Source organism: Legionella saoudiensis, assembly GCF_001465875.1.
Lineage (GTDB): Bacteria > Pseudomonadota > Gammaproteobacteria > Legionellales > Legionellaceae > Legionella > Legionella saoudiensis.
In genome coordinates this window covers 1,169,409-1,187,840 of sequence record NZ_LN901324.1, presented here as the reverse complement: position 1 = coordinate 1,187,840, position 18,432 = coordinate 1,169,409, and the positions used below count along the sequence as shown (strand labels likewise).

The window sequence follows — 18,432 nt, the reverse complement described above, 5'->3', positions numbered from 1 at the left end:
TTAATGTAGCTTGGCAATTTAAGTAGCGAGCCACATGCCTGCAATGAATAACTTATGTGTCTACTGGTACTGCAAACATCCATGGTTCCTTTCTTACTCAGTATAAGGATATTAAATTTCCCTATTTTTTTTCCATCTTTATATTCTGATAAGCCATATTAATTATTCTGATATCATATCAACTATTAAGGGGATAAATCAGGAGTCCCTTAATGCCTCACCTGTAGTGAGACATATTTCTGGAAGCGATTTCACAATTTATAGTTCAACGAAATTACTTTTGTAGAGATAGCCTAAGCAATAATTAGCCAATTTAAGGTGAACTAATTTGTTGCCTAATCATTCTCTATTTACTGGATTTCCCAATGAGGTAACCAAGAAGGGCGGAGATGATTGCGGTAATAATTATTCTGGCCCATTCTTTTTCATAGTCCAGACTTCTAACATCGAAAAGAACTAATACCGAAAAATAAAAAACACCTAAAATCATAATTAAAACAATAGAAAAAAGAAGACAGTCTTTTATTCGCCTGATCTTAGCGTCAGTTTGATGCTCTTCTTTACAGGTTTTAACAATCTTCATGTTATTTTTTTCTGATTCCACTTCCATAAGTGCCTCTTTGAGATTAAAGCTTAATACGTTTGCCGCAAATGCTTGTAGCAAGCACTTGCGGCCTTCGCAATTATTTTAATTGACTTGAGCAAACCATAAATTAATTCCCTCTACTAACGTCGGATGGGCAAACATAATATCGCGAAGTTTTTGATATGTGATACCCAATTCCATTCCTAATTGAATTGTACCTAAAATTTCCCCTGCTTCGGCACAAAAAATAGAAACACCCAAGATCGTATCGGTCTTTGCATCAATAACTGCTTTCAAGAATCCTGTTGTTGTACCTTGAGTTTTTGCTCGTGGAATCACAGCCGCATTGATTTTTGCAATTTTAATTTCATAGCCTTGCTCTCTAGCTTGAGTTTCAGTAAGCCCAATTCGCGCTAGTTCCGGGTCGAGAAATACTGTATAAGGTATAAGTCGATTTTTTGTCGAATGTTTTTGATGAGGATTTTCCAAATTATGTTTTAGTAAACGGTAATCATCTAATGATAAATGTGTAAACTGAGCTCCTCCTTTAACATCTCCTAAAGCCCAAATCCCATCCATACTAGTTTCTAGATATTCATTCACTTTTACAAAGCCACGCTCATCCAATGCTACTCCGGTACTATCCAGCTGTAATTCTTTAGTATTAGCCACTCTTCCTACAGCCACTAAAACATCAGAGCCTCTCAATTCACCGGAGGTATCTTCTTGATTTATCTCGATTACAACCTCATTGGCCTCTTGGCGGATATTGTTAATTTTTGTATCCAAGGAAAAATGAATACCTTCTTCTTGTAAAACTTTAAGTACCTGTTCTGCAACATCTGGGTCCTCTCGATTAAGAAAGGTGCTACTCGCTTCAATCACCGTTACTTCAGAACCTAAACGGCGAAATATTTGTGCGAACTCTAACCCAATGTATCCTCCTCCAATAATGAGCAAATGCTTAGGAACTTCATCTATACGCATTAAAGTCTCATTAGTATGGTATTTTATCTTGTCGATGCCAGGCATTGGGGGAATAAAGGGCAATGCGCCAGTATTGATAATAATTTTATCCGCTTTGATTCTTAAGGTATTTTCCCCATCGCGAGGAGTCGATAATTGTACTTCGATTTCTTTTGGACCTACAAATTTACCTCGGCCAAGAATTAGATCCATTCCTGAATCCAGAAATTGCTTTAAATTAGCTTCACGCATGCTGTTTACTATAGCATCTTTACGCTCGCGGACTGCTTTAAAGTCTATTGGCTTTAATGAACCCTCTATCCCATATTCCTTTGAGTGACGATAATAATGCGCTATTTTAGCTGATTGTACTAAGGCTTTGGTAGGAATACAGGCTACGTTAATACACGTACCTCCAATTTGATTATCCTCTACCATGGCAACTCGCTGCCCTTTTTTTGCTAAATCCATGGCAAGAGTTTTACCTCCTTTACCACCACCTAGAATAATTACATCAAACTCTAAAACCATTATATCTCCAGTTTATTGTGTGCATTAATAAATTCACAGCTTATGAAACGTTCCCAAAATTATTTACAGGTAACCACTAATAGGGGATTATTGCTATTTGATTTTATTAAATAACTTCGGTTGCTATCTTATTGCTTATCGAATAATTAATATATACCTAATCCAGGCAGGATACTAATACAATCCATAAAATTAAAAGCATTCATTTTAATGTAATGAACCATTAGCCAAGAAACTAGGTGAAGGAGATAGGTGTGAGAAAAAGTTCTATTTTGATTCGAGATGCCTTGTTATTAAATGCAGGGAACTATCAACAAGCACAAAAAGTGGATATTTTTATAGCCAACGACACGATTGAAGAAATTGGTCCTCATCTTAATATAGCGGATGGCGAAATAAAGACAGAAATAATAGATGCGCAAGGAATGATAGCTATGCCTGGCTTAATCAATACGCATATCCATGTATGGCAGGCAGCGTTGCACGGTGTTGCCGGCAATTGGAGTCTGTTCGATTATTTCGAAAAAATGCTTGATAGTCTGGGTTGTCAATTTACACCAGAAGATATGTATCTTGCTAATCTATTTGGCGCTTTAGAGCAAATTGACGCGGGAGTAACATGTGTCTTTGATTGGTGTAATAATATTAATGGTCTGGAGTGGGCAGAGGGGGCGTTAAGAGGTCTGGAGGAATCTGGGATTCGCGCTATTTTTGGATATGGTCCACCCGGAATCGATGCAACAAAATGGTGGTTTGATAGCTCGGAAAAACATCCCAATGAGGCGGTTGAATTTTTTAAAAAACGCTTTCCTGCAGCTGATGAACGGATACAGATGGCATTAGCTGTCCGTGGTCCTGACTCTACAAAAGATGAAGTACTTTTTAGCGATATTAGATTAGCGCGCGAATTAAATATTTTAGCATCAATGCATATTGGCGTGCGCTCTGCAAAATTCGGAGTGAAGAAAATTTATGAGGCGGGATTGCTTGATAACAATATTAATTTTGTGCATGGTAATAACCTTTCAGATGAGGAATATAAACTAATTGCGGATCATGGCGCCTCATTGAGCATTACACCTGAGGTAGAGATGCAAATGGGAATGGGCTTTCCAGCAACAGGGAAGGTATTGAAAGCTGGCGGTACACCCATATTAGGAACAGATATAGCGTCGAATATAGGCGGGGATTTGTTTACCCAGTTACGCTTTGCTATGCAGACACAGCGTGCGATTGATAACCAGAAAATAATAGAGTCTGGTGAATTGGTGAAGCTTGTTGACCTTAAATGCGATAACGCTTTAGATTGGATAACAATTAACAGTGCAAAAGCGCTAAATTTAGGGAACAGGGTGGGCAAAATAGCCAAAGGCATGAAGGCAGACCTTATTCTTCTTGATTTGCAAGATATGAATCTTTGGCCTATCCATAACCCCTACCAATCCATTCTATTTTATGCGGGAAGACAGAATGTCAATACGGTCATTATTAATGGAAAAATTATGAAACGAGATGGCAAATTAATCTATTCCGATTTAATTAAACTGAAAGAAAAAATATGGGAATCAAGCGCTCGTATAGTAAAAAAAGCGAGAATCCTTTAACCAGGAAAATAATGCAATTAATAGACATTAGAATAATGGATATCGCTTATTAAAAATATCAATAAGTACTCATTGATTAATTGCCGTCATGGATATTAATTTGACATATCGTTTAAGCCGATTATTCTTTAAAGAGGGATTGAATATAAATGTTTATTCTTTAAGGAGAAAAATGATGAACGATATATATGGTAAAGGAGAAGAAATAAAGAATAAAGTTAATGACTTATACAGCACTACAAAAGAAAAACTCTCTGACGCGTATGAAGGCACCAAAGAAAAAACAGAAAAAATTGTCGATGATCTAGGAAATAAAGCCTCTAATTTATATGAATCTGGAAAAGAGGGAGTGCATTGCGCTGAGGAATCTCTCGAAGAATATGTTGACGGTATGGCTCAATGTATAAAAAAGCAGCCTCTTACTTCCGTACTCATCGCTGCTGGAATAGGATATTTATTTGCAAAATTTATTAAATAAAACTTAGCTTCATAAAAGTAGAAGTAAAAAGCGTTTAAGTACCTCAGTCTGTATTTTTTATCAAATGCATTGGATGGATAGTGAAAGGGGGATTATTTCCCTCTTTCAAATCCCCTCCGGCCATGACCTTTACCACTACGTTGTGTTTATTTTTAAGTCTTTATTTGTTAAAATAACGTATTTAAATAAGGCATATTGCTATGAGTTACCACTATATGGTGGAAAGTAGAAAAAAGCATTTTGAGGATTACTTAAATGTATTTAGAAGTTACACGGATACATTAATCTCTAAGGGCACCAAAGGTCAGCCTAACTTTAATTCAAGATATTCTAAGGTTGCTAAAGTAGCTCATACTCTTATTTCTGAATTAGATATAATTTCCAAGGAGTTTTTTTCGAATCCTCAAGAGAAAAGCTCTTTATTGAACTTTCAAAGAAGCTGCTACCAATCTATTCAGAAAGCGGAAGCAGAATTTAAAAATCAGAGAAGTATATGGAGTAATACACCATATCTTTTAAAATGGATTGCCGGCGCTCTTGCCCTTTTAACGCTAGTACCTGCGCTTATAGTTGCAAAAAAATCACATCATGGGTATGTAGAAACGTTTTTTGGCAACCCTAGTACTGTATCATCTTTAGAGCTAGATTCCTTTAAAAGAAATATTCAATTTGTCTTTGACAAATTAAATATAGCATGGGAGCATCAACTCTTAGCGGATATAATCAAAATGCAATCCGATTTTTCTGAAGTATCATCTGCGAGTGAAGATAATAATAGTTTTTTAATGTGATGATTTCTGATTCGTGATTCAAGGCTTAGAGGACTCTGCTAGGAAAGCTCTTTTAGAGAAATATTAAAGTCGCTATCTACTAATAAGCAAGTATTGCGGGGCATCGCTATCCATTTTAGCCCTTTAGAGGAGAGTTTCTCTGAGGCTATGATTACTTGTTTTATCTCAGAATCCTCAAAAAAATACATGGTTTCTGGTTTGGCTTGAGAAGAAGTACAATAACGAAAAGCAACAGTCTGCTTCCCATTAGTAATGCAAATGTTAAAGTAACATACCCCTTTTTTATAATGTTCATTCACTAAATTATTAATGATATGTAATGTTTTTAATAAAACAGCTTGAATATCATCCGCACTCTTAATTTTCATTTTTTTTGTGAGCTGTAAAAATAGAGCAAAAATCAACTCCGAATCAGTTGTTCCTTTGATCCAATTGTATAGGTCATCATCTAATAAATTTTGAATTTGACGTCTAACTTTTTTAAAATAAGGAATCCATCCATTATGCATAAATAACCAATTTTTATAGATAAACGGATGGCAATTAAATTGCGAAATACCGCCTGTACTTGCTGCTCTTATGTGCCCAAAAAAAAGCGAAGCCCGAGTTTTTTTAGCGAGATATTTTAAGTTTTGATCATTCCAGGCAGGAAATAACGAAGTAAATAATGCAGGTGTTTTGTCATAGGAAGTATACCATCCTAGGCCAAATCCATCCCCATTAGTCACTGTTCGTGATTCTCTTGAAGTAAGGCTTTGCTTCACAAGGGAATTGTTGGGCTTAATTAAAAGCTCTGATAATAAGATCTCATTTTTCCCAATATAAGCTACGAATCGGCACATATCCCTCTCGCTTCTTTTGTGATGCATCGAAAAAAATTTATCCCTTTTATTATAGCTTAAGATGTAAATTTAAAATTTTTTAAATTTTCCCTCATTATTTCTTCTACACTTTAATTAAATCTTGGGGAAATTTAGTAACTAAAAAACGGCTGATTTAGCCCTTCTTACACGCTAATGAAAAGAGAGGGTGCCATTGCAAAGAAAATGAACTTTGAGGACCTGAATTATGTCCAATGTTCTTTTTTCTTTATCCCCACAAATGGCAAGGCTGCAATAAGGATAATGCTATGAAAGAATTACTCTTTAAAGAATCCTCAAATGTTTCAATTGGGTTAGAGCTGGAATTCCAATTAATTGATCCAAACTCTTTTTCTTTAATCTCGCGCGCTAATGAAGTTTTGGATAGCATTCAGGGAAGTGTATATCGAGAGCAAATTAAACCTGAACTGACTCAAAGTATGATTGAAATTAATTCGCTAGTGCATCATAACGTCAATGATTTATATACAGAATTTCATAAAATATATCGCTTCTTGTTAGAACAGGCTTCTGCTTTAAATATTTCGTTCGCCGGAGGAGGGATTCACCCTTTTCATCAATGGAACACACAAGATATTTGTATTAAAAATAAAAAACTTGCTTCCTTTGGCAGAAAATATAAATTTTTAGCACAACAAGCAACTGTATTTGGTCAACATATTCATATAGGCTGTGATAGCGCTGAAAACGCCTTGTATCTAATACATGCGCTCGCCCGTTTTATTCCTCATTTTATTGCCATTGCCGCCTCATCTCCCTTTTATTTGGGGACCGATACGGGATTTGCTTCGTCCAGATCGACTATTTTTAAAGCTTTTCCATTCAGCGGGGTGATTCCTTTTTTTAAAAATTGGAACGATTTTACGGGATATTTCTATAAAATGCGTGACTTAGGAGCAATACAAAGCCTAGGTGATTTTTTATGGGATATAAGACCCCAACCATCTTTTGGCACTGTTGAGGTTAGGGTTTGTGATACTCCTTTAACATTAAATAAGGCAATTTTAATAACGGCTTATCTGCAAACGTTAGCATTGTATTTATTAGAAGAAAAACCGATAGAGCTTTCTCCCAATTTATATTTTTTTTATGATTATAATCATTTTCAGGCCAGTAGATATGGATTTAATGGCGATATTATTGATGCTGTTAGTGAACAACATTATACGATTGATCAAGATATACTTCATACCATAAAAAAAATAAGAAAATACTCTTCTAAATTGCAAACAGAAAAATATCTTTTATTGTTGGAAGATGAAGTAAAAAACAAAATGAATGATGCTGAAAAATTAAGAAATATATTCAATCAAACTCGCTCTTTACAAGAAGTAGTATGGAATCAATGTGAGTTTTGGAGGAAAAGCGCACATTAAAGGGCTCACTACGAAACCTTTTTCAGTAGTGGAATTTGGCTCCTAGTGAAAGTTTGTTACCGCATATAAAAGTATAATAATTTAATTGAAATTTAACCCTAACTTTTTACTCAAATCGGCCATAGGTATTATTTGTTTCTGTTAATACTCTCTTAATATAGTTTATTTATAATCTCGGCTTTTTAATGACTAATAATAATGAAAATATATCTTCATCTTTCTGATGCTCTTAAAGCGTTCCAAAGAAAAAAGAAGGAAGTATTTGCAATCCTCTCTTTTAATGGCCAGGGCTATTTTGTTATTCGCAGTAATCCTACTGCAAATATTGCCACAATTATGCTAGCTCAGGCGAAAATAGCAATAGGTAATGAGTTATTAGAAAGAGATATGGAGGAAATTGATAATGTTAAAAAATTTAAACTTTATAATTTCATGCTCGCTGCCGGAGTGGCTTTAGAGTTTCCTCAAGAGTCACAACATGCTGAGGAAAATCTTATTAAAGCATTTCCTCAAATGGTAAAAGAATTTAAAGAGATTTTCCCCAAACAAAAAATTCATACTATTAACATATTTTTGACGCATGCGCCTTGTTCAAGCAAAGGGGAACGAAAGTTTAGTCAAGAATGTTATATTAATAATAATTTTTTCCCTAATGGTTGTGATAAAAAACTTACGGTTTTTTTTAAGAAAAAATTTTATAAATCATCAGATAGTGCAGTTTTTAGTGAGCCGGTAAAAGTTAAAATCCGCTATGATTATGAGTTTAACAATACCATAAATTGTAATGAAGGGGATTTTATAAAAGAAGCTGATCCTGTACTTAAAAATGTTTTAAATAAAGCCTTATAAATAGAATACTTTAAGGGCCTTAAATAGGGCGATTAATTGTAGCTTTTCAGAAGGGACTACAAAACCTTATTTATACGACATAATCGGTATTGGTTTGAGCTTTGAATGCCATCAATTTAAAATAATGGGCTCAATGTTAAGTTCTACATCATAATGCTCTTTGATTTTCGTTTGAACCCAATCGGCAAACTCCAATAACTCTGCTTGATAAGCACCGCCATAATTTACCATAACTAGCGCATGCTCCTGATAAATGCCCACATTGCCTTGCCGTACTCCTCTTAAGCCCAAACTATCGATCAGCCATCCTGCTGATACTTTAATTTTCTCAGGATCATGTGTGGGAAACGTGGGCAACTTAGGATATTGAATACTCAGCTCCTGCGCCATGTTTTTGGGTATGATAGGATTATGAAAAAAACTACCTGCATTACCTAGCTTGTCGGGATCAGGTAATTTACTTTGGCGAATACTAATAATTATATTACGCAAGTCATAGGGTACTGGATTAGTTAAAGAGGAAAGTCTTTGCGCAACATCACCATAATTAGCATTAAGATTAGGCTCTGTTAGTAAAGTAAAGCTGACGCTAATAACAATATAACGCGAATTATTTTTTAAAAAACTGTTTCGATAGCTAAATTGACATTCGCTATTGCTCAAACTAATCAGTTTTGCAGTTTGAAGATCATATACCAGAACTTCTTTGATAAAATCTTTAACTTCAACTCCATAGGCACCAATATTTTGAATTGGCGCAGCCCCCACCGTGCCCGGGATTAAGCTTAAATTTTCCAACCCAAAAGCCCCATAAGAGGTGCAGTAAGCCACAAATGCATCCCAGTTTTCACCGGCCATCGCCGTAACGATTTGTTCTTTGCCAATTTTAGTGATTGTAATACCCCGTAATTGATTATGAATTACTAAGCCTTGGTATTGAGTGGGTATAATTAAATTACTGCCTCCACCCAAGATAAAGAACTTGGGGAAATTAGAAATAACTGCTCTAAGCTCATCTAATTGTTCGACTTGATTTAAGACAACGTAATGGGACGCTGTTGATTTTAAGCGCAATGTATTTAAAGGGGTTAAATTAATATTGTCTAGAATGTTCAGCATCGGCTGCTAATCAGTTGGGGATTAATCATTTATTATCGCGAATTTTATTGGGAGGCACAATTGGTTTAACTAAATAATAAGCTTATTGTGAGGCTCAAACGAGCAAATGACAGGACTTTTGAGGTATCTGCGTTATTAACATGCTCCATCTGGTAGGCTGATGTTTACGGAGCCTTACATAGAATAGACTTCCTCCAACCACAGAAGTAAGAGCTCATCCGGTTTTTTTGTTTTAATATGCCTTTGGTTTTTCCTTTTCCATTGCATTAATTTTCCATTTTTTAACCACTCAAAAATTTGGGGATGTATGTAACTTGCTTTGCAAATAGCAGGGGTATGTCCTAGTAATGTTGCCACTTCCAGCATACTATTTTTAATATGGGTTATTTTTAAATTTTTCATTTCTAATAATGAAATAGCGCGAATAAAAAACTCTCGGGTGGCAATCCATGTCCTGAAATCTTTTGCTGTAAAAGGCTGTTGGGTGACTAGATGCAAATACTCATTAACATCTTGCGAGGTAACTACGGCGATATCTTGTTGTTCCGTGTAATATTTAAAAACTTCATACCCTGGAATATGATTACAGTGCCTTAAAATTTGCACGAGATTTTGCTCAGTTACTTCAAAGTGCCAAGGGTGTTTATTTTTTCCTAAAAACTCAAAAGAAACAGCATTTTTCTTATGGCGTATATGTTTTTTTCTAAGTGTTGTAATACCATAAGTTTTATTCTGCTTCGCATAGGTATTATTTCCTATTCTTACAGAGTAATTATCTATTAAAAAAAGAACTGAACAAATGATTTGATTTTTATCGAGGGTAGGGGGTTTATTTATTTCTTCCTTAATTTTTTTTCTTAATGAAGAAAGAGAATAACCAAAATCCAATAGTGATTTAAATTTTTGTTCCTGCCTTACCTGCACCCAAGAAGTATGGTAAATATACTGTTTTCTATTTCTTTTATCTCGCCCTATGGCTTGGATATGGCCCTTTTCATTAGAACATATCCAGACATGCGTGTAAGCTGGAGGAATGGCAAGTAACTTGATACGTTCTAAGACCTTTGAATCAGTTATTTTTTTTCCTTTTGAATCGTAGTAAACAAAGGTTTTTCCTTGTTTTTTCCGCTGAATGCCTGGGGTTTGCTTCACATACACAAAAGGAGGATTTTTATTCATATAGCCTTTCTCAAAAAGAAATTAAAACTATTAGGAATTAATTTTCTAAGCTTCTGTTACATGATTTTTGTAGATAGTAGAGGAAAAAATATCGCTTTTTTCTTTACTATCCTCCTAATTTCCATTGATAAAATATATTTTAGACTATAATAATAATGTGGGTTATATACTAGGAATTCGAATGTTTTACCATTTTCTTTTATCCTATTTTCGTCTTAAATTGATTCGAATGCTTTTCGCAAAGCTTATGACGCATTCAAAAGTAAAAAACTCTACTTTAATTATGAGCTTTTTAGATGTTCTAGAACTATTTATCTCCCAGATAGGCCAGAAAAAAATGCGAAAAAAGTGATCTAATGAATAAATTTGCCCATTTACTCAGCAGCTTATATTTTACCTTTAGCCAGTTGGATAAGAGAGCATTAATTGAGCATTATTTTACCGAGGTTTCTGATCCTGACCGCGGTTATGCTTTGGCGGTAATGGCGAATACACTTGATTTTCCTCATTTTAAGCGCTCCTTAATTAAAGAGTTAGTTGAAGAACGAGTAGATGCATTCTTGTTTTCCTTATCTTATGATTATGTAGGGGATTTCGCGGAAACCGTTGCATTACTTTGGCCCCAGAATGAAAGCCCGCAGGAGTTACCTTCGCTGTCGGAGATTATTGTAGCGCTTCAAACATTATCTAAAAGCGAAATCAAAACCTACATTACTCAGTTGCTCAATCAAAGTAACCCTATTGAGCGCTGGGCTTTGTTAAAATTAGGATTAGGTAGCCTAAGAATAGGGATTTCTGAACGCTTTTTAAAAAATACTTTAGCTCATTATGGGCAGGTTCATGTACAAGAAATTGAGCAAATATGGCATGGATTACAGCCGCCTTATATTAATCTTTTTGCCTGGCTCGAAAAACAAGCTGATAAACCAGCATTAGACGATGTCATTTTTTTTCATCCCGTAATGTTATCCCATCCTTTAGAAGAAAAGGAAATAAGTTCAGTTACGCCCAATCAATTTTATTTTGAAAGAAAATATGATGGCATTCGGGTGCAAATCGTTGCAACCCCGCACAACAAGGCTCTTTTTTCTCGAACAGGGGATAACTTAAGCCATAGTTTTCCTGATGTATTAAATGTGATTGATTCCAATGTGGTTTTAGATGGGGAGCTGGTGATTATTAAAGAGGGAACAGTAAGAAGTTTTAACGATCTGCAACAACGTTTAAACCGCAAAACGCTTTCGAAGCAAATGTTGAGTGATTTTCCAGCAGGCATCATCTTATATGATATTTTATCTTTAGAGCGAGTTGATTTGCGCGATCGTCCTTTCTATGAGCGAAGAATTCTCTTGGAAAAATGGTTTGCCAATCACGCCAGACCAAATTTATTACTCTCTGATTTACTTCCTTTAAATCCACAACAAACTCTTCATGAGTTAAAACAACAAGTCTTGGATGAAAACCATCCTGCCGTTGAGGGCTTGATGATTAAACATAAGGACAGTCCCTATTTAGCGGGGAGGCCTAAAGGACATTGGTATAAGTGGAAAAGAAACCCACTAATCGTTGATGCGGTACTTATGTACGCACAAAGAGGGCATGGTAAGCGTTCTTCTTATTATTCGGATTACACTTTTGGTTTGTGGGATAAAGATAAGCTCACACCTATTGGAAAAGCTTATTTTGGTTTTACGGATCAGGAGTTGCTTGAACTTGATAAGTGGATACGGAATCATACCATCCAACGCTTTGGCCCCGTTCGCGAGGTAACAAAGGAGCTTGTTTTTGAGGTCTCTTTTGATGCAGTTAATTTCTCATCTCGGCATAAATCTGGCGTAGCCTTAAGATTTCCCAGAATTAACCGGATTCGTTGGGATAAGCCAGCAGAAGAGGGCGATCACTTAGAAACCTTAATTCAATTAATTAAACCTTAGGAAAAGAAATGGCTCATCCACGTCAATGGGTAGAGGTTCGAAACGAAGGATTGTATTGTATTCCCGCTCAATGCTACATTGACCCTAGGGATGCTGTAGATTGTGCGATTATCACTCATGCTCATGCGGATCATGCCGTTTTTGGACATAAAAAGATAATTGCGCATCCAGATACTCATGCTCTAATGCAAATACGCTATGGAGAAGAATATACCTCCAATATTGTTTCATTAAATTATTTCGAAAAGATTCAAATTAATGATGTCGAAATATATTTCTTGCCTGCCGGCCATATTCTCGGTAGTTCGCAAATAGTAATTAGCTACTTGGGGGGGCGCTTAATTATATCGGGTGATTACAAACGTACCTTTGATCCTACCTGCGATTCTTTTGTAAGCGAGCCTTGTGATGTATTTATTACCGAAGCCACCTTTGGATTACCTGTTTTCAAACATCCACCCATTGAACAGGAAATAAAAAAACTTTTTGACTCTTTAGTCATGTTTCCAGAGCGTTGCCATTTAATTGGGGTTTATGTTTTAGGTAAATGCCAGCGGCTTATTAGAACGTTACGAATTTTAGGCTACCATGACCCTATTTATTTGCATGGAAGCCTAAAGAAATTTTGTGATTTTTATCAAAGTAAAGGTATTGATTTGGGGTGTTTAAAGCTGGCATCGGAACTGGATCTCACTTCTTCTCAAGGGACACTAGTTCTTTGCCCACCGAGTTCGCTCCATGATAAATGGTCTCGACGATTTGCTAATGTATTAGTGGGCATGGCTTCGGGGTGGATGCAAATCAGAGCGCGTGCCAAACAAAAAAGAGTCGAGCTTCCTTTAATTATTTCAGACCATGCAGATTGGTACGAATTAACTCAAACTATATTAGAAGTTAATCCACAGGAGGTGTGGGTAACCCATGGACGCGAAGAGGCTTTAGTTTATTTTGCTCAAAAGCAAGGATATCAGGCTCAAGAATTGCATTTATTAGAAATTGACTCAGAGGATTAATTTAAAACCTTCATAAACAGCTTGTTTTTATATTTATATCAATGTAATTACAGGCTGTGATAATCAAGATTGTATGTGCATGGATATTTTGCTCATTGGCTATTTTTATAGTAGTATGTGCAAGAAATTTTCCAGGGAATATAAAATGCCTTCTTTTTTTTCTGCACTAAATCCTGTATCGGCTAATTCTAATATAACATTTCGCGCTACAAAGCATATTTATTCAGAAGATATACTTGGGCAGAACATGCCGGATTTAACTTTAGATCTGGTTATTCCTTTTTTATGGAGCCGCAATTTATCCTTATTAGATGGCATTAGCGAAACATTTACGGTGTTTTATGGAGATCATTTTGATAAGAACTTCCGAGGGTTTGGCCAAAAAGGGGTTTTAGATTTCACCTTATTGCCTTTATTATCGCGAAAACTTATCGCAGATACCTATCTTGAGGATCGCAAAGCCAGCCATTTTCTTAATTTATTAGCATGGGCAATAGCATTACCAATTAAAGCAATAACGTTCGGGGTGGCATTAGCGTTTACCATCGCAGTAACACCTATTGTTATTGGAATCACTTTATTAAGATGGTTCTTCCCGGGTTCTCCACCACCTCCACCACCATCTGGTGCAGCCTGTGCGGCTGTGTTATCCATACAAACGGCTTATACCGCGTTACATGTGGCTTTACATCGTCTTGAACAAATGGGAATACGCAACCCCTATAATATTCGGCGTTTACTAGAGCAACCGCAAAACCTGGCTTTAGTATATGCTATGGAGCGTTTAACCCATGTTGTTGATGCAGAGGAGCGTATCCTGGGAAATCAAGAAATTTTCGATTTTCTTTTAGAACATCGTGCTTTTTGGACTGATGTCAGAGTGATTGATAATCTAAACGGTTTGCAGGCAGTTAATCAGCCTTTTGTCCGATTAACCCAATTGGAAAGAGAAGTGGCGCGCCCAGTTGCCGCACTGGCTCAAAATTTGAATGGACGTCAAAGTACTCATACGGCCAGTGTGCATAATAGTACAGCTAAATCAGCTACTCGGTTGTATGAGTATTATGGAAATAATTCCGTAGTGTTTAATCCGATGTTGGACATTTCAGTGGCCCAACGTGTTCGAAATTATGACCCAAACTTAGTTGGCCAACGAAGCGATAAAGAAATACTGGATAGTTTGAATGCAGCAATAAATAAATTAACTCACTCTAGGTATACTGAGGCAGCATCAGGCATTTCCTCCCGATTATTACTGCAATATTGTTGGGCCGCAGTTCGAGATGCTAATCAATGGCGCGAAGGGGTGACTCAAGAAACAGCAGAAGCCTGTTTTTATGCTGCTCTATATGAGGTTGATCGAGAATATGCCTTATCGGAATCTGGAGCAGACAGTGGACGGTCAGGTTCTCATCAATCATGTGAAGGCGGTGCATTTAACAAAATGATCGAAGGCATGGCAAAAATCCATAAGCTTTGTGAGGTGAGTTTCATTACACCGGCTACTGCTGCTTTAAAATTGCCTTGTGTTGTACGTCAAGTATTGAAAGGATATTTGGCCAAGAATTCTGATGCCTTGGAACAATTGAAAAATGAAGGTCTATCTGCGCTATGGTCTGAGTTACAACCGGAAATATTAGCCGTAATGCAACGTGATTTTTCTAGCATCTATCCTTGCGAAAATGGATTGGTAAATCCTAATTTATTGGCATTGGTTGATGCGGGTGAATATACTGATGTGTCGCATGAGCTGCAAATGTTTGAAGAAAAATTACAACGCAATAACACAAGGCATCAAGCTGATGAGCTGCTAATGATGATTAATTAAGACGTCTTTATAAGGTAAGATAGGCTGGGTTTAACAGCCAGCCTATTTTATAATGTGCATGACGCTGTTTGCTCAAGAGTGTGAATTTGCTCATTGATAGATTTTAGTTTTTTTTCATAAGATGTAAGTGTCACTTCAGGATTTATTTCTTTAAGGAAATCGCTTAAAGCGTTAATATCGCAATCAAGTTGTTTAAATTGTTTTGTAACCTGTTTGTATTGCTCAGGACTTAACTGGGAATAATTAATATTATCTGCTAAAAGTTGATTATATTGATTCCGTTTATCCCATAATGAATCAAAACTATGACTTACCCATTCTTTATATTTATCCAGTTCGGCATGTAATTGTGCCCTAATTTGCCGCATCTGAATAAGATCTTCTGCGCTAGCTTGGTTTTCCAGAGCATCGAAGGTTTGTTTAAAATTCTTAAAAAATTTTAGCTCATTCATTTCAATTTCCTATGCCTCAAATTTGCTGGATACATCCTGTTCAGGGTCTTGGGTTTTGGCGGTTGATTTTTTATGTATCTGAACAAGCGCATTTTCTGCTCTGACTATTTCATTATCAAGCAATTGTCTAGCAACTTCAACTTGTTGGATCAAGTTTTGTACATCGGGCGAAGGTTTTAAAGCATCTTCATTGCCCTCCACATTGGATACTCGATGCTCCTCATCGGCTGTTTTCTTACCTAAGGTAGTGATATCTAACAACTTTAACCAATTACGTGATAAAAAGGTGCCTTCAGATTTCGCAACTTCGGGCTCAGCTTGTACTTTCATAAGTGACTCTGGCTCTATAAAAGAATTATTGCCTTGAGCAACTATCGGTTCTGCTACAGCGGATACCTCTTCAATTCCCAGTCTTACATAATCAGTAAGCGTTAATTTTATCCCTAATTTTTTCTTAACTTTAACCTGAATAGCCTCAACTCGCTTTCTTAATGAGGATTGCAATAGCTCTTGGTCTTCCGCTGCAAAATGAGTTGCTATGTATCCGGCGATTTGATGGTAGCATTGGTTAAGTATTGTAGGGTCTTGGTGAAGAAAATCTTTAGTTTGATTATGTTTAAAAAATAACTTTAATGCGATAGTACTGCGGTTCATGCACTCCTTAACTGCTCTATCCCTGGATTGCGCATCTTCCGGTGCAAAAGCCTTATTGGCAAGAGAACGAAGTAATTCTTTGGTAAGCATAGCGAGTTTTAATCGGGCAAATAATTTCTCTTTGATATAATCAGAAGCACTGTGTATATGAGGCAGGTTGCGATAAATTCCCCCAATAGAGCGAGTTAATATATCCCGTTCGTATTCTTTTTTTGACATTTTTGAAGTAACACTGCATCTATCAAAATCAATTTTAGTTAAGTGGCTTTGATAAATATCTGTGGAAGAAAGCCCATAATTCTCAATGTTCGGATCCGTTTCATCAATAAAGTTGGTCACCTCATCAATAATACCTGAACCAGGAAATATTCTCTTTTCTTGCTCGATATACCTGTTTCTAAGATCAAGGGTACGGTCATCTGCTAAAGAGACTGCATAGGTAGAAATTTTTCGTGAGCCAACCAAGCGGTTATCTAATAAGCGTTCGGAAGAGAAATGCTGGGGGCTCACTAAAGTAGCAATTTTAGAAGCAAGAACAGCATCAGGAGAATAATCTTCTACGCCACGTACAAAAAGTATTTTCTTACCATTTGTAGCGACAAAAGTATTATCACCAGTAGCTCCTCTAGCGATTTTCTTTACCATTTTATATGGAAAATAGTCATCACTGCGCTTAACTCCTTTTTTTAAGCCTATTACTTCTGCTTTAATAATGTCTAATTGTAAAGGATAAAAGGGTTTGCTTAGATTAAATCCATTGAAATTATCAGTCGTTGGTAACTCTCCAACTAATCTTAAGGCATTAAGTGCAAAGGGGATTTTAACAATAATATTATTTAGCTTTTTACGAGTAACCCCAGGATAAGTGAAGTAATTGCTTCCTTCATATATAGAAACGTGATGAGCAAAGAGCTGGTAACAATTTAATATTCCTATGTAATTTGCGGCATTCTCTCCTGAGCTTTTAGGCAGTTTTTTGCCCTCAGCTAAGTTGCGCTCAATATTCATAACCGCATTTTTAATGTTTTCTTTTTGTTCCTTATATTTATTAAAACTTATGGACGAAAGTAAATGAATTATGCATTCTTTCGCTTTTTCATTAAGCTTGGATAACTGCTTTGAGAACAAATGAAATTCTTTTTCTTTTATCAACTCATTCCCGTTAATTTTTTCAATAAATTCAGAAAGTTCCTGTGGAATATTAATGTCTATTTTATGTTTGGTAATGTAATTAATAGAATCGGCTTTATCGTAAGAAGTTTGAAGATATTTTTCTAACAATTCCTTTAGTTTCATTGAATCGTCCTATTTTTTTACGAAATAGACAATATTTTAACAATTGATTATTAAGTAACTATTAAGTAATTGGTAACTTAAGGCTTTGCTATATCTTTGTTCTGCCTTGATAAAAGAAAGAATTGATTAATTAAACAAAAATTAATGTGAAGAAAATTGATTGGCTGCTTAAAAAAAATTAATATAGATTAACTAGAATACTCGACGAGCATTTATTATGAGCAGCAATAATTATTTTGAAAGTCCATTTAAGGGAGTGCCCCTGGATCAACAAGTCACCAATCCTAACATTATTGTAGGCCGTTATAGTTACTATTCAGGTTATTATCATGGCCACTCATTTGATGATTGCGCACGTTATTTATTACCAGATCAGAATGTGGACAAACTAATTATTGGTAGTTTTTGTTCAATAGGAACAGGCGTCTCGTTTATGATGGCAGGCAACCAGGGCCATCGTATGGATTGGATTAGCACGTTTCCCTTTTTCTATACTGGTGAGCCGGAGTTTGCAGAAGCTCTTGATGGTTACCAGCCTGCGGGGGATACAATCATTGGTCATGATGTTTGGATTGGTGCTGAAGCCATGATTATGCCTGGTATTACAATTGGCTCAGGTTCTGTTATTGGTTCTCGTTCGGTAGTAACTAAAGATGTTGAACCATATTCCATTGTAACTGGTGTTCCTGCCAAAGTAATTCGTCGGCGTTTTAGCGAGAATGAGATTGCACAGCTAGAAGAAATGGCCTGGTGGGATTGGCCTGTTGAGCGTCTATCTCAAGCGCAAACTATACTGTGTTCGAATAATATTCAAAAATTATATGATTATTGGCTAAGTTGGAAGTTTTAAGGGGCGATATGATTAATATTTAATTACTCATAAATAGATGCCCTA

At 36.1% G+C, this 18,432-nt stretch carries 16 protein-coding genes; 9 read left to right on the top strand and 7 right to left on the bottom strand.

Annotated features, from left to right (window positions below):
- Positions 1-346: 346 nt before the first annotated feature.
- Entirely contained in the window at positions 347-610 is a 264-nt protein-coding gene (locus BN3124_RS14090) for a hypothetical protein (protein WP_058535409.1), read from the bottom strand.
- A gap of 78 nt (positions 611-688) precedes the next feature.
- Positions 689-2,083 (bottom strand): dihydrolipoyl dehydrogenase family protein, encoded by a 1,395-nt coding sequence (locus BN3124_RS14085; protein WP_058535408.1) that lies wholly within the window; start codon positions 2,081-2,083, stop codon positions 689-691.
- Between the two features lie 254 nt (positions 2,084-2,337).
- On the opposite strand from BN3124_RS14085, the gene BN3124_RS14080 reads away from it, so the two are divergent.
- The 3 genes from BN3124_RS14080 (at position 2,338) to BN3124_RS14070 (ending at position 4,956) form a co-directional block, all read left to right on the top strand.
- The gene (locus BN3124_RS14080; RefSeq protein WP_058535407.1) at positions 2,338-3,687 is read left to right on the top strand and encodes an amidohydrolase family protein; all 1,350 of its coding nucleotides are present in this window, start codon (positions 2,338-2,340) and stop codon (positions 3,685-3,687) included.
- A gap of 172 nt (positions 3,688-3,859) precedes the next feature.
- Complete coding sequence (locus tag BN3124_RS14075) at positions 3,860-4,165, top strand: ElaB/YgaM/YqjD family protein (protein ID WP_149865277.1); 306 nt, start codon at positions 3,860-3,862, stop codon at positions 4,163-4,165.
- Between the two features lie 200 nt (positions 4,166-4,365).
- The gene (locus BN3124_RS14070; protein WP_058535405.1) at positions 4,366-4,956 is read left to right on the top strand and encodes a hypothetical protein; all 591 of its coding nucleotides are present in this window, start codon (positions 4,366-4,368) and stop codon (positions 4,954-4,956) included.
- A 38-nt stretch (positions 4,957-4,994) separates the two neighbouring features.
- Here the strand turns inward: BN3124_RS14070 and BN3124_RS14065 are convergent, their stop codons facing one another.
- Entirely contained in the window at positions 4,995-5,798 is an 804-nt protein-coding gene (locus BN3124_RS14065; protein WP_058535404.1) for a class II glutamine amidotransferase, read from the bottom strand.
- Positions 5,799-6,085: 287 nt separating this feature from the next.
- Here BN3124_RS14065 and BN3124_RS14060 point away from each other — a divergent pair, with 287 nt between their 5' ends.
- On the top strand, positions 6,086-7,213 hold the full coding sequence (locus tag BN3124_RS14060) for a YbdK family carboxylate-amine ligase (protein WP_058535403.1): 1,128 nt from the start codon (positions 6,086-6,088) through the stop codon (positions 7,211-7,213).
- Between the two features lie 198 nt (positions 7,214-7,411).
- Positions 7,412-8,062 carry a hypothetical protein gene (locus BN3124_RS14055; RefSeq protein WP_058535402.1) on the top strand — a complete coding sequence of 217 codons (651 nt, stop codon included), beginning with the start codon at positions 7,412-7,414 and terminating at the stop codon, positions 8,060-8,062.
- A gap of 111 nt (positions 8,063-8,173) precedes the next feature.
- Here BN3124_RS14055 and murB read toward each other — a convergent pair whose 3' ends face one another.
- On the bottom strand, positions 8,174-9,181 hold the full coding sequence (murB, locus tag BN3124_RS14050; protein ID WP_058535401.1) for a UDP-N-acetylmuramate dehydrogenase: 1,008 nt from the start codon (positions 9,179-9,181) through the stop codon (positions 8,174-8,176).
- Between the two features lie 174 nt (positions 9,182-9,355).
- On the bottom strand, positions 9,356-10,360 hold the full coding sequence (locus BN3124_RS14045) for a DNA topoisomerase IB (RefSeq protein ID WP_230849148.1): 1,005 nt from the start codon (positions 10,358-10,360) through the stop codon (positions 9,356-9,358).
- Between the two features lie 356 nt (positions 10,361-10,716).
- Here BN3124_RS14045 and BN3124_RS14040 point away from each other — a divergent pair, with 356 nt between their 5' ends.
- The 3 genes from BN3124_RS14040 (at position 10,717) to BN3124_RS14030 (ending at position 15,135) form a co-directional block, all read left to right on the top strand.
- Positions 10,717-12,294 carry a cisplatin damage response ATP-dependent DNA ligase gene (locus BN3124_RS14040; RefSeq protein ID WP_058535400.1) on the top strand — a complete coding sequence of 526 codons (1,578 nt, stop codon included), beginning with the start codon at positions 10,717-10,719 and terminating at the stop codon, positions 12,292-12,294.
- An 8-nt stretch (positions 12,295-12,302) separates the two neighbouring features.
- Positions 12,303-13,307 carry a ligase-associated DNA damage response exonuclease gene (locus tag BN3124_RS14035; RefSeq protein WP_058535399.1) on the top strand — a complete coding sequence of 335 codons (1,005 nt, stop codon included), beginning with the start codon at positions 12,303-12,305 and terminating at the stop codon, positions 13,305-13,307.
- A 145-nt stretch (positions 13,308-13,452) separates the two neighbouring features.
- Positions 13,453-15,135 carry a hypothetical protein gene (locus BN3124_RS14030; protein ID WP_058535398.1) on the top strand — a complete coding sequence of 561 codons (1,683 nt, stop codon included), beginning with the start codon at positions 13,453-13,455 and terminating at the stop codon, positions 15,133-15,135.
- Between the two features lie 47 nt (positions 15,136-15,182).
- Here BN3124_RS14030 and BN3124_RS14025 read toward each other — a convergent pair whose 3' ends face one another.
- Positions 15,183-15,587, bottom strand: a complete 405-nt coding sequence (locus BN3124_RS14025; RefSeq protein ID WP_058535397.1) for a hypothetical protein — start codon at positions 15,585-15,587, stop codon at positions 15,183-15,185.
- Between the two features lie 9 nt (positions 15,588-15,596).
- Positions 15,597-17,537, bottom strand: coding sequence for a hypothetical protein (locus BN3124_RS14020; protein ID WP_058535396.1), 1,941 nt, complete (start codon positions 17,535-17,537; stop codon positions 15,597-15,599).
- A gap of 217 nt (positions 17,538-17,754) precedes the next feature.
- On the opposite strand from BN3124_RS14020, the gene catB reads away from it, so the two are divergent.
- The gene (gene catB, locus BN3124_RS14015; protein ID WP_058535395.1) at positions 17,755-18,387 is read left to right on the top strand and encodes a type B chloramphenicol O-acetyltransferase; all 633 of its coding nucleotides are present in this window, start codon (positions 17,755-17,757) and stop codon (positions 18,385-18,387) included.
- The last annotated feature ends 45 nt before the right edge of the window (positions 18,388-18,432 follow it).

Bases quoted from the DNA above. Each gene is read 5' to 3' on its own strand.
- BN3124_RS14065 (WP_058535404.1), bottom strand. From the start codon at position 5,798: ATGTGCCGATTCGTAGCTTATATTGGGAAAAATGAGATCTTATTATCA.
- BN3124_RS14020 (WP_058535396.1), bottom strand. From the start codon at position 17,537: ATGAAACTAAAGGAATTGTTAGAAAAATATCTTCAAACTTCTTACGAT.
- BN3124_RS14070 (WP_058535405.1), top strand. From the start codon at position 4,366: ATGAGTTACCACTATATGGTGGAAAGTAGAAAAAAGCATTTTGAGGAT.
- catB (WP_058535395.1), top strand. From the start codon at position 17,755: ATGAGCAGCAATAATTATTTTGAAAGTCCATTTAAGGGAGTGCCCCTG.
- BN3124_RS14045 (WP_230849148.1), bottom strand. From the start codon at position 10,360: ATGAATAAAAATCCTCCTTTTGTGTATGTGAAGCAAACCCCAGGCATT.
- BN3124_RS14040 (WP_058535400.1), top strand. From the start codon at position 10,717: ATGAATAAATTTGCCCATTTACTCAGCAGCTTATATTTTACCTTTAGC.
- BN3124_RS14075 (WP_149865277.1), top strand. From the start codon at position 3,860: ATGATGAACGATATATATGGTAAAGGAGAAGAAATAAAGAATAAAGTT.
- BN3124_RS14090 (WP_058535409.1), bottom strand. From the start codon at position 610: ATGGAAGTGGAATCAGAAAAAAATAACATGAAGATTGTTAAAACCTGT.
- BN3124_RS14035 (WP_058535399.1), top strand. From the start codon at position 12,303: ATGGCTCATCCACGTCAATGGGTAGAGGTTCGAAACGAAGGATTGTAT.
- murB (WP_058535401.1), bottom strand. From the start codon at position 9,181: ATGCTGAACATTCTAGACAATATTAATTTAACCCCTTTAAATACATTG.
- BN3124_RS14085 (WP_058535408.1), bottom strand. From the start codon at position 2,083: ATGGTTTTAGAGTTTGATGTAATTATTCTAGGTGGTGGTAAAGGAGGT.
- BN3124_RS14030 (WP_058535398.1), top strand. From the start codon at position 13,453: ATGCCTTCTTTTTTTTCTGCACTAAATCCTGTATCGGCTAATTCTAAT.
- BN3124_RS14025 (WP_058535397.1), bottom strand. From the start codon at position 15,587: ATGAATGAGCTAAAATTTTTTAAGAATTTTAAACAAACCTTCGATGCT.
- BN3124_RS14060 (WP_058535403.1), top strand. From the start codon at position 6,086: ATGAAAGAATTACTCTTTAAAGAATCCTCAAATGTTTCAATTGGGTTA.
- BN3124_RS14055 (WP_058535402.1), top strand. From the start codon at position 7,412: ATGAAAATATATCTTCATCTTTCTGATGCTCTTAAAGCGTTCCAAAGA.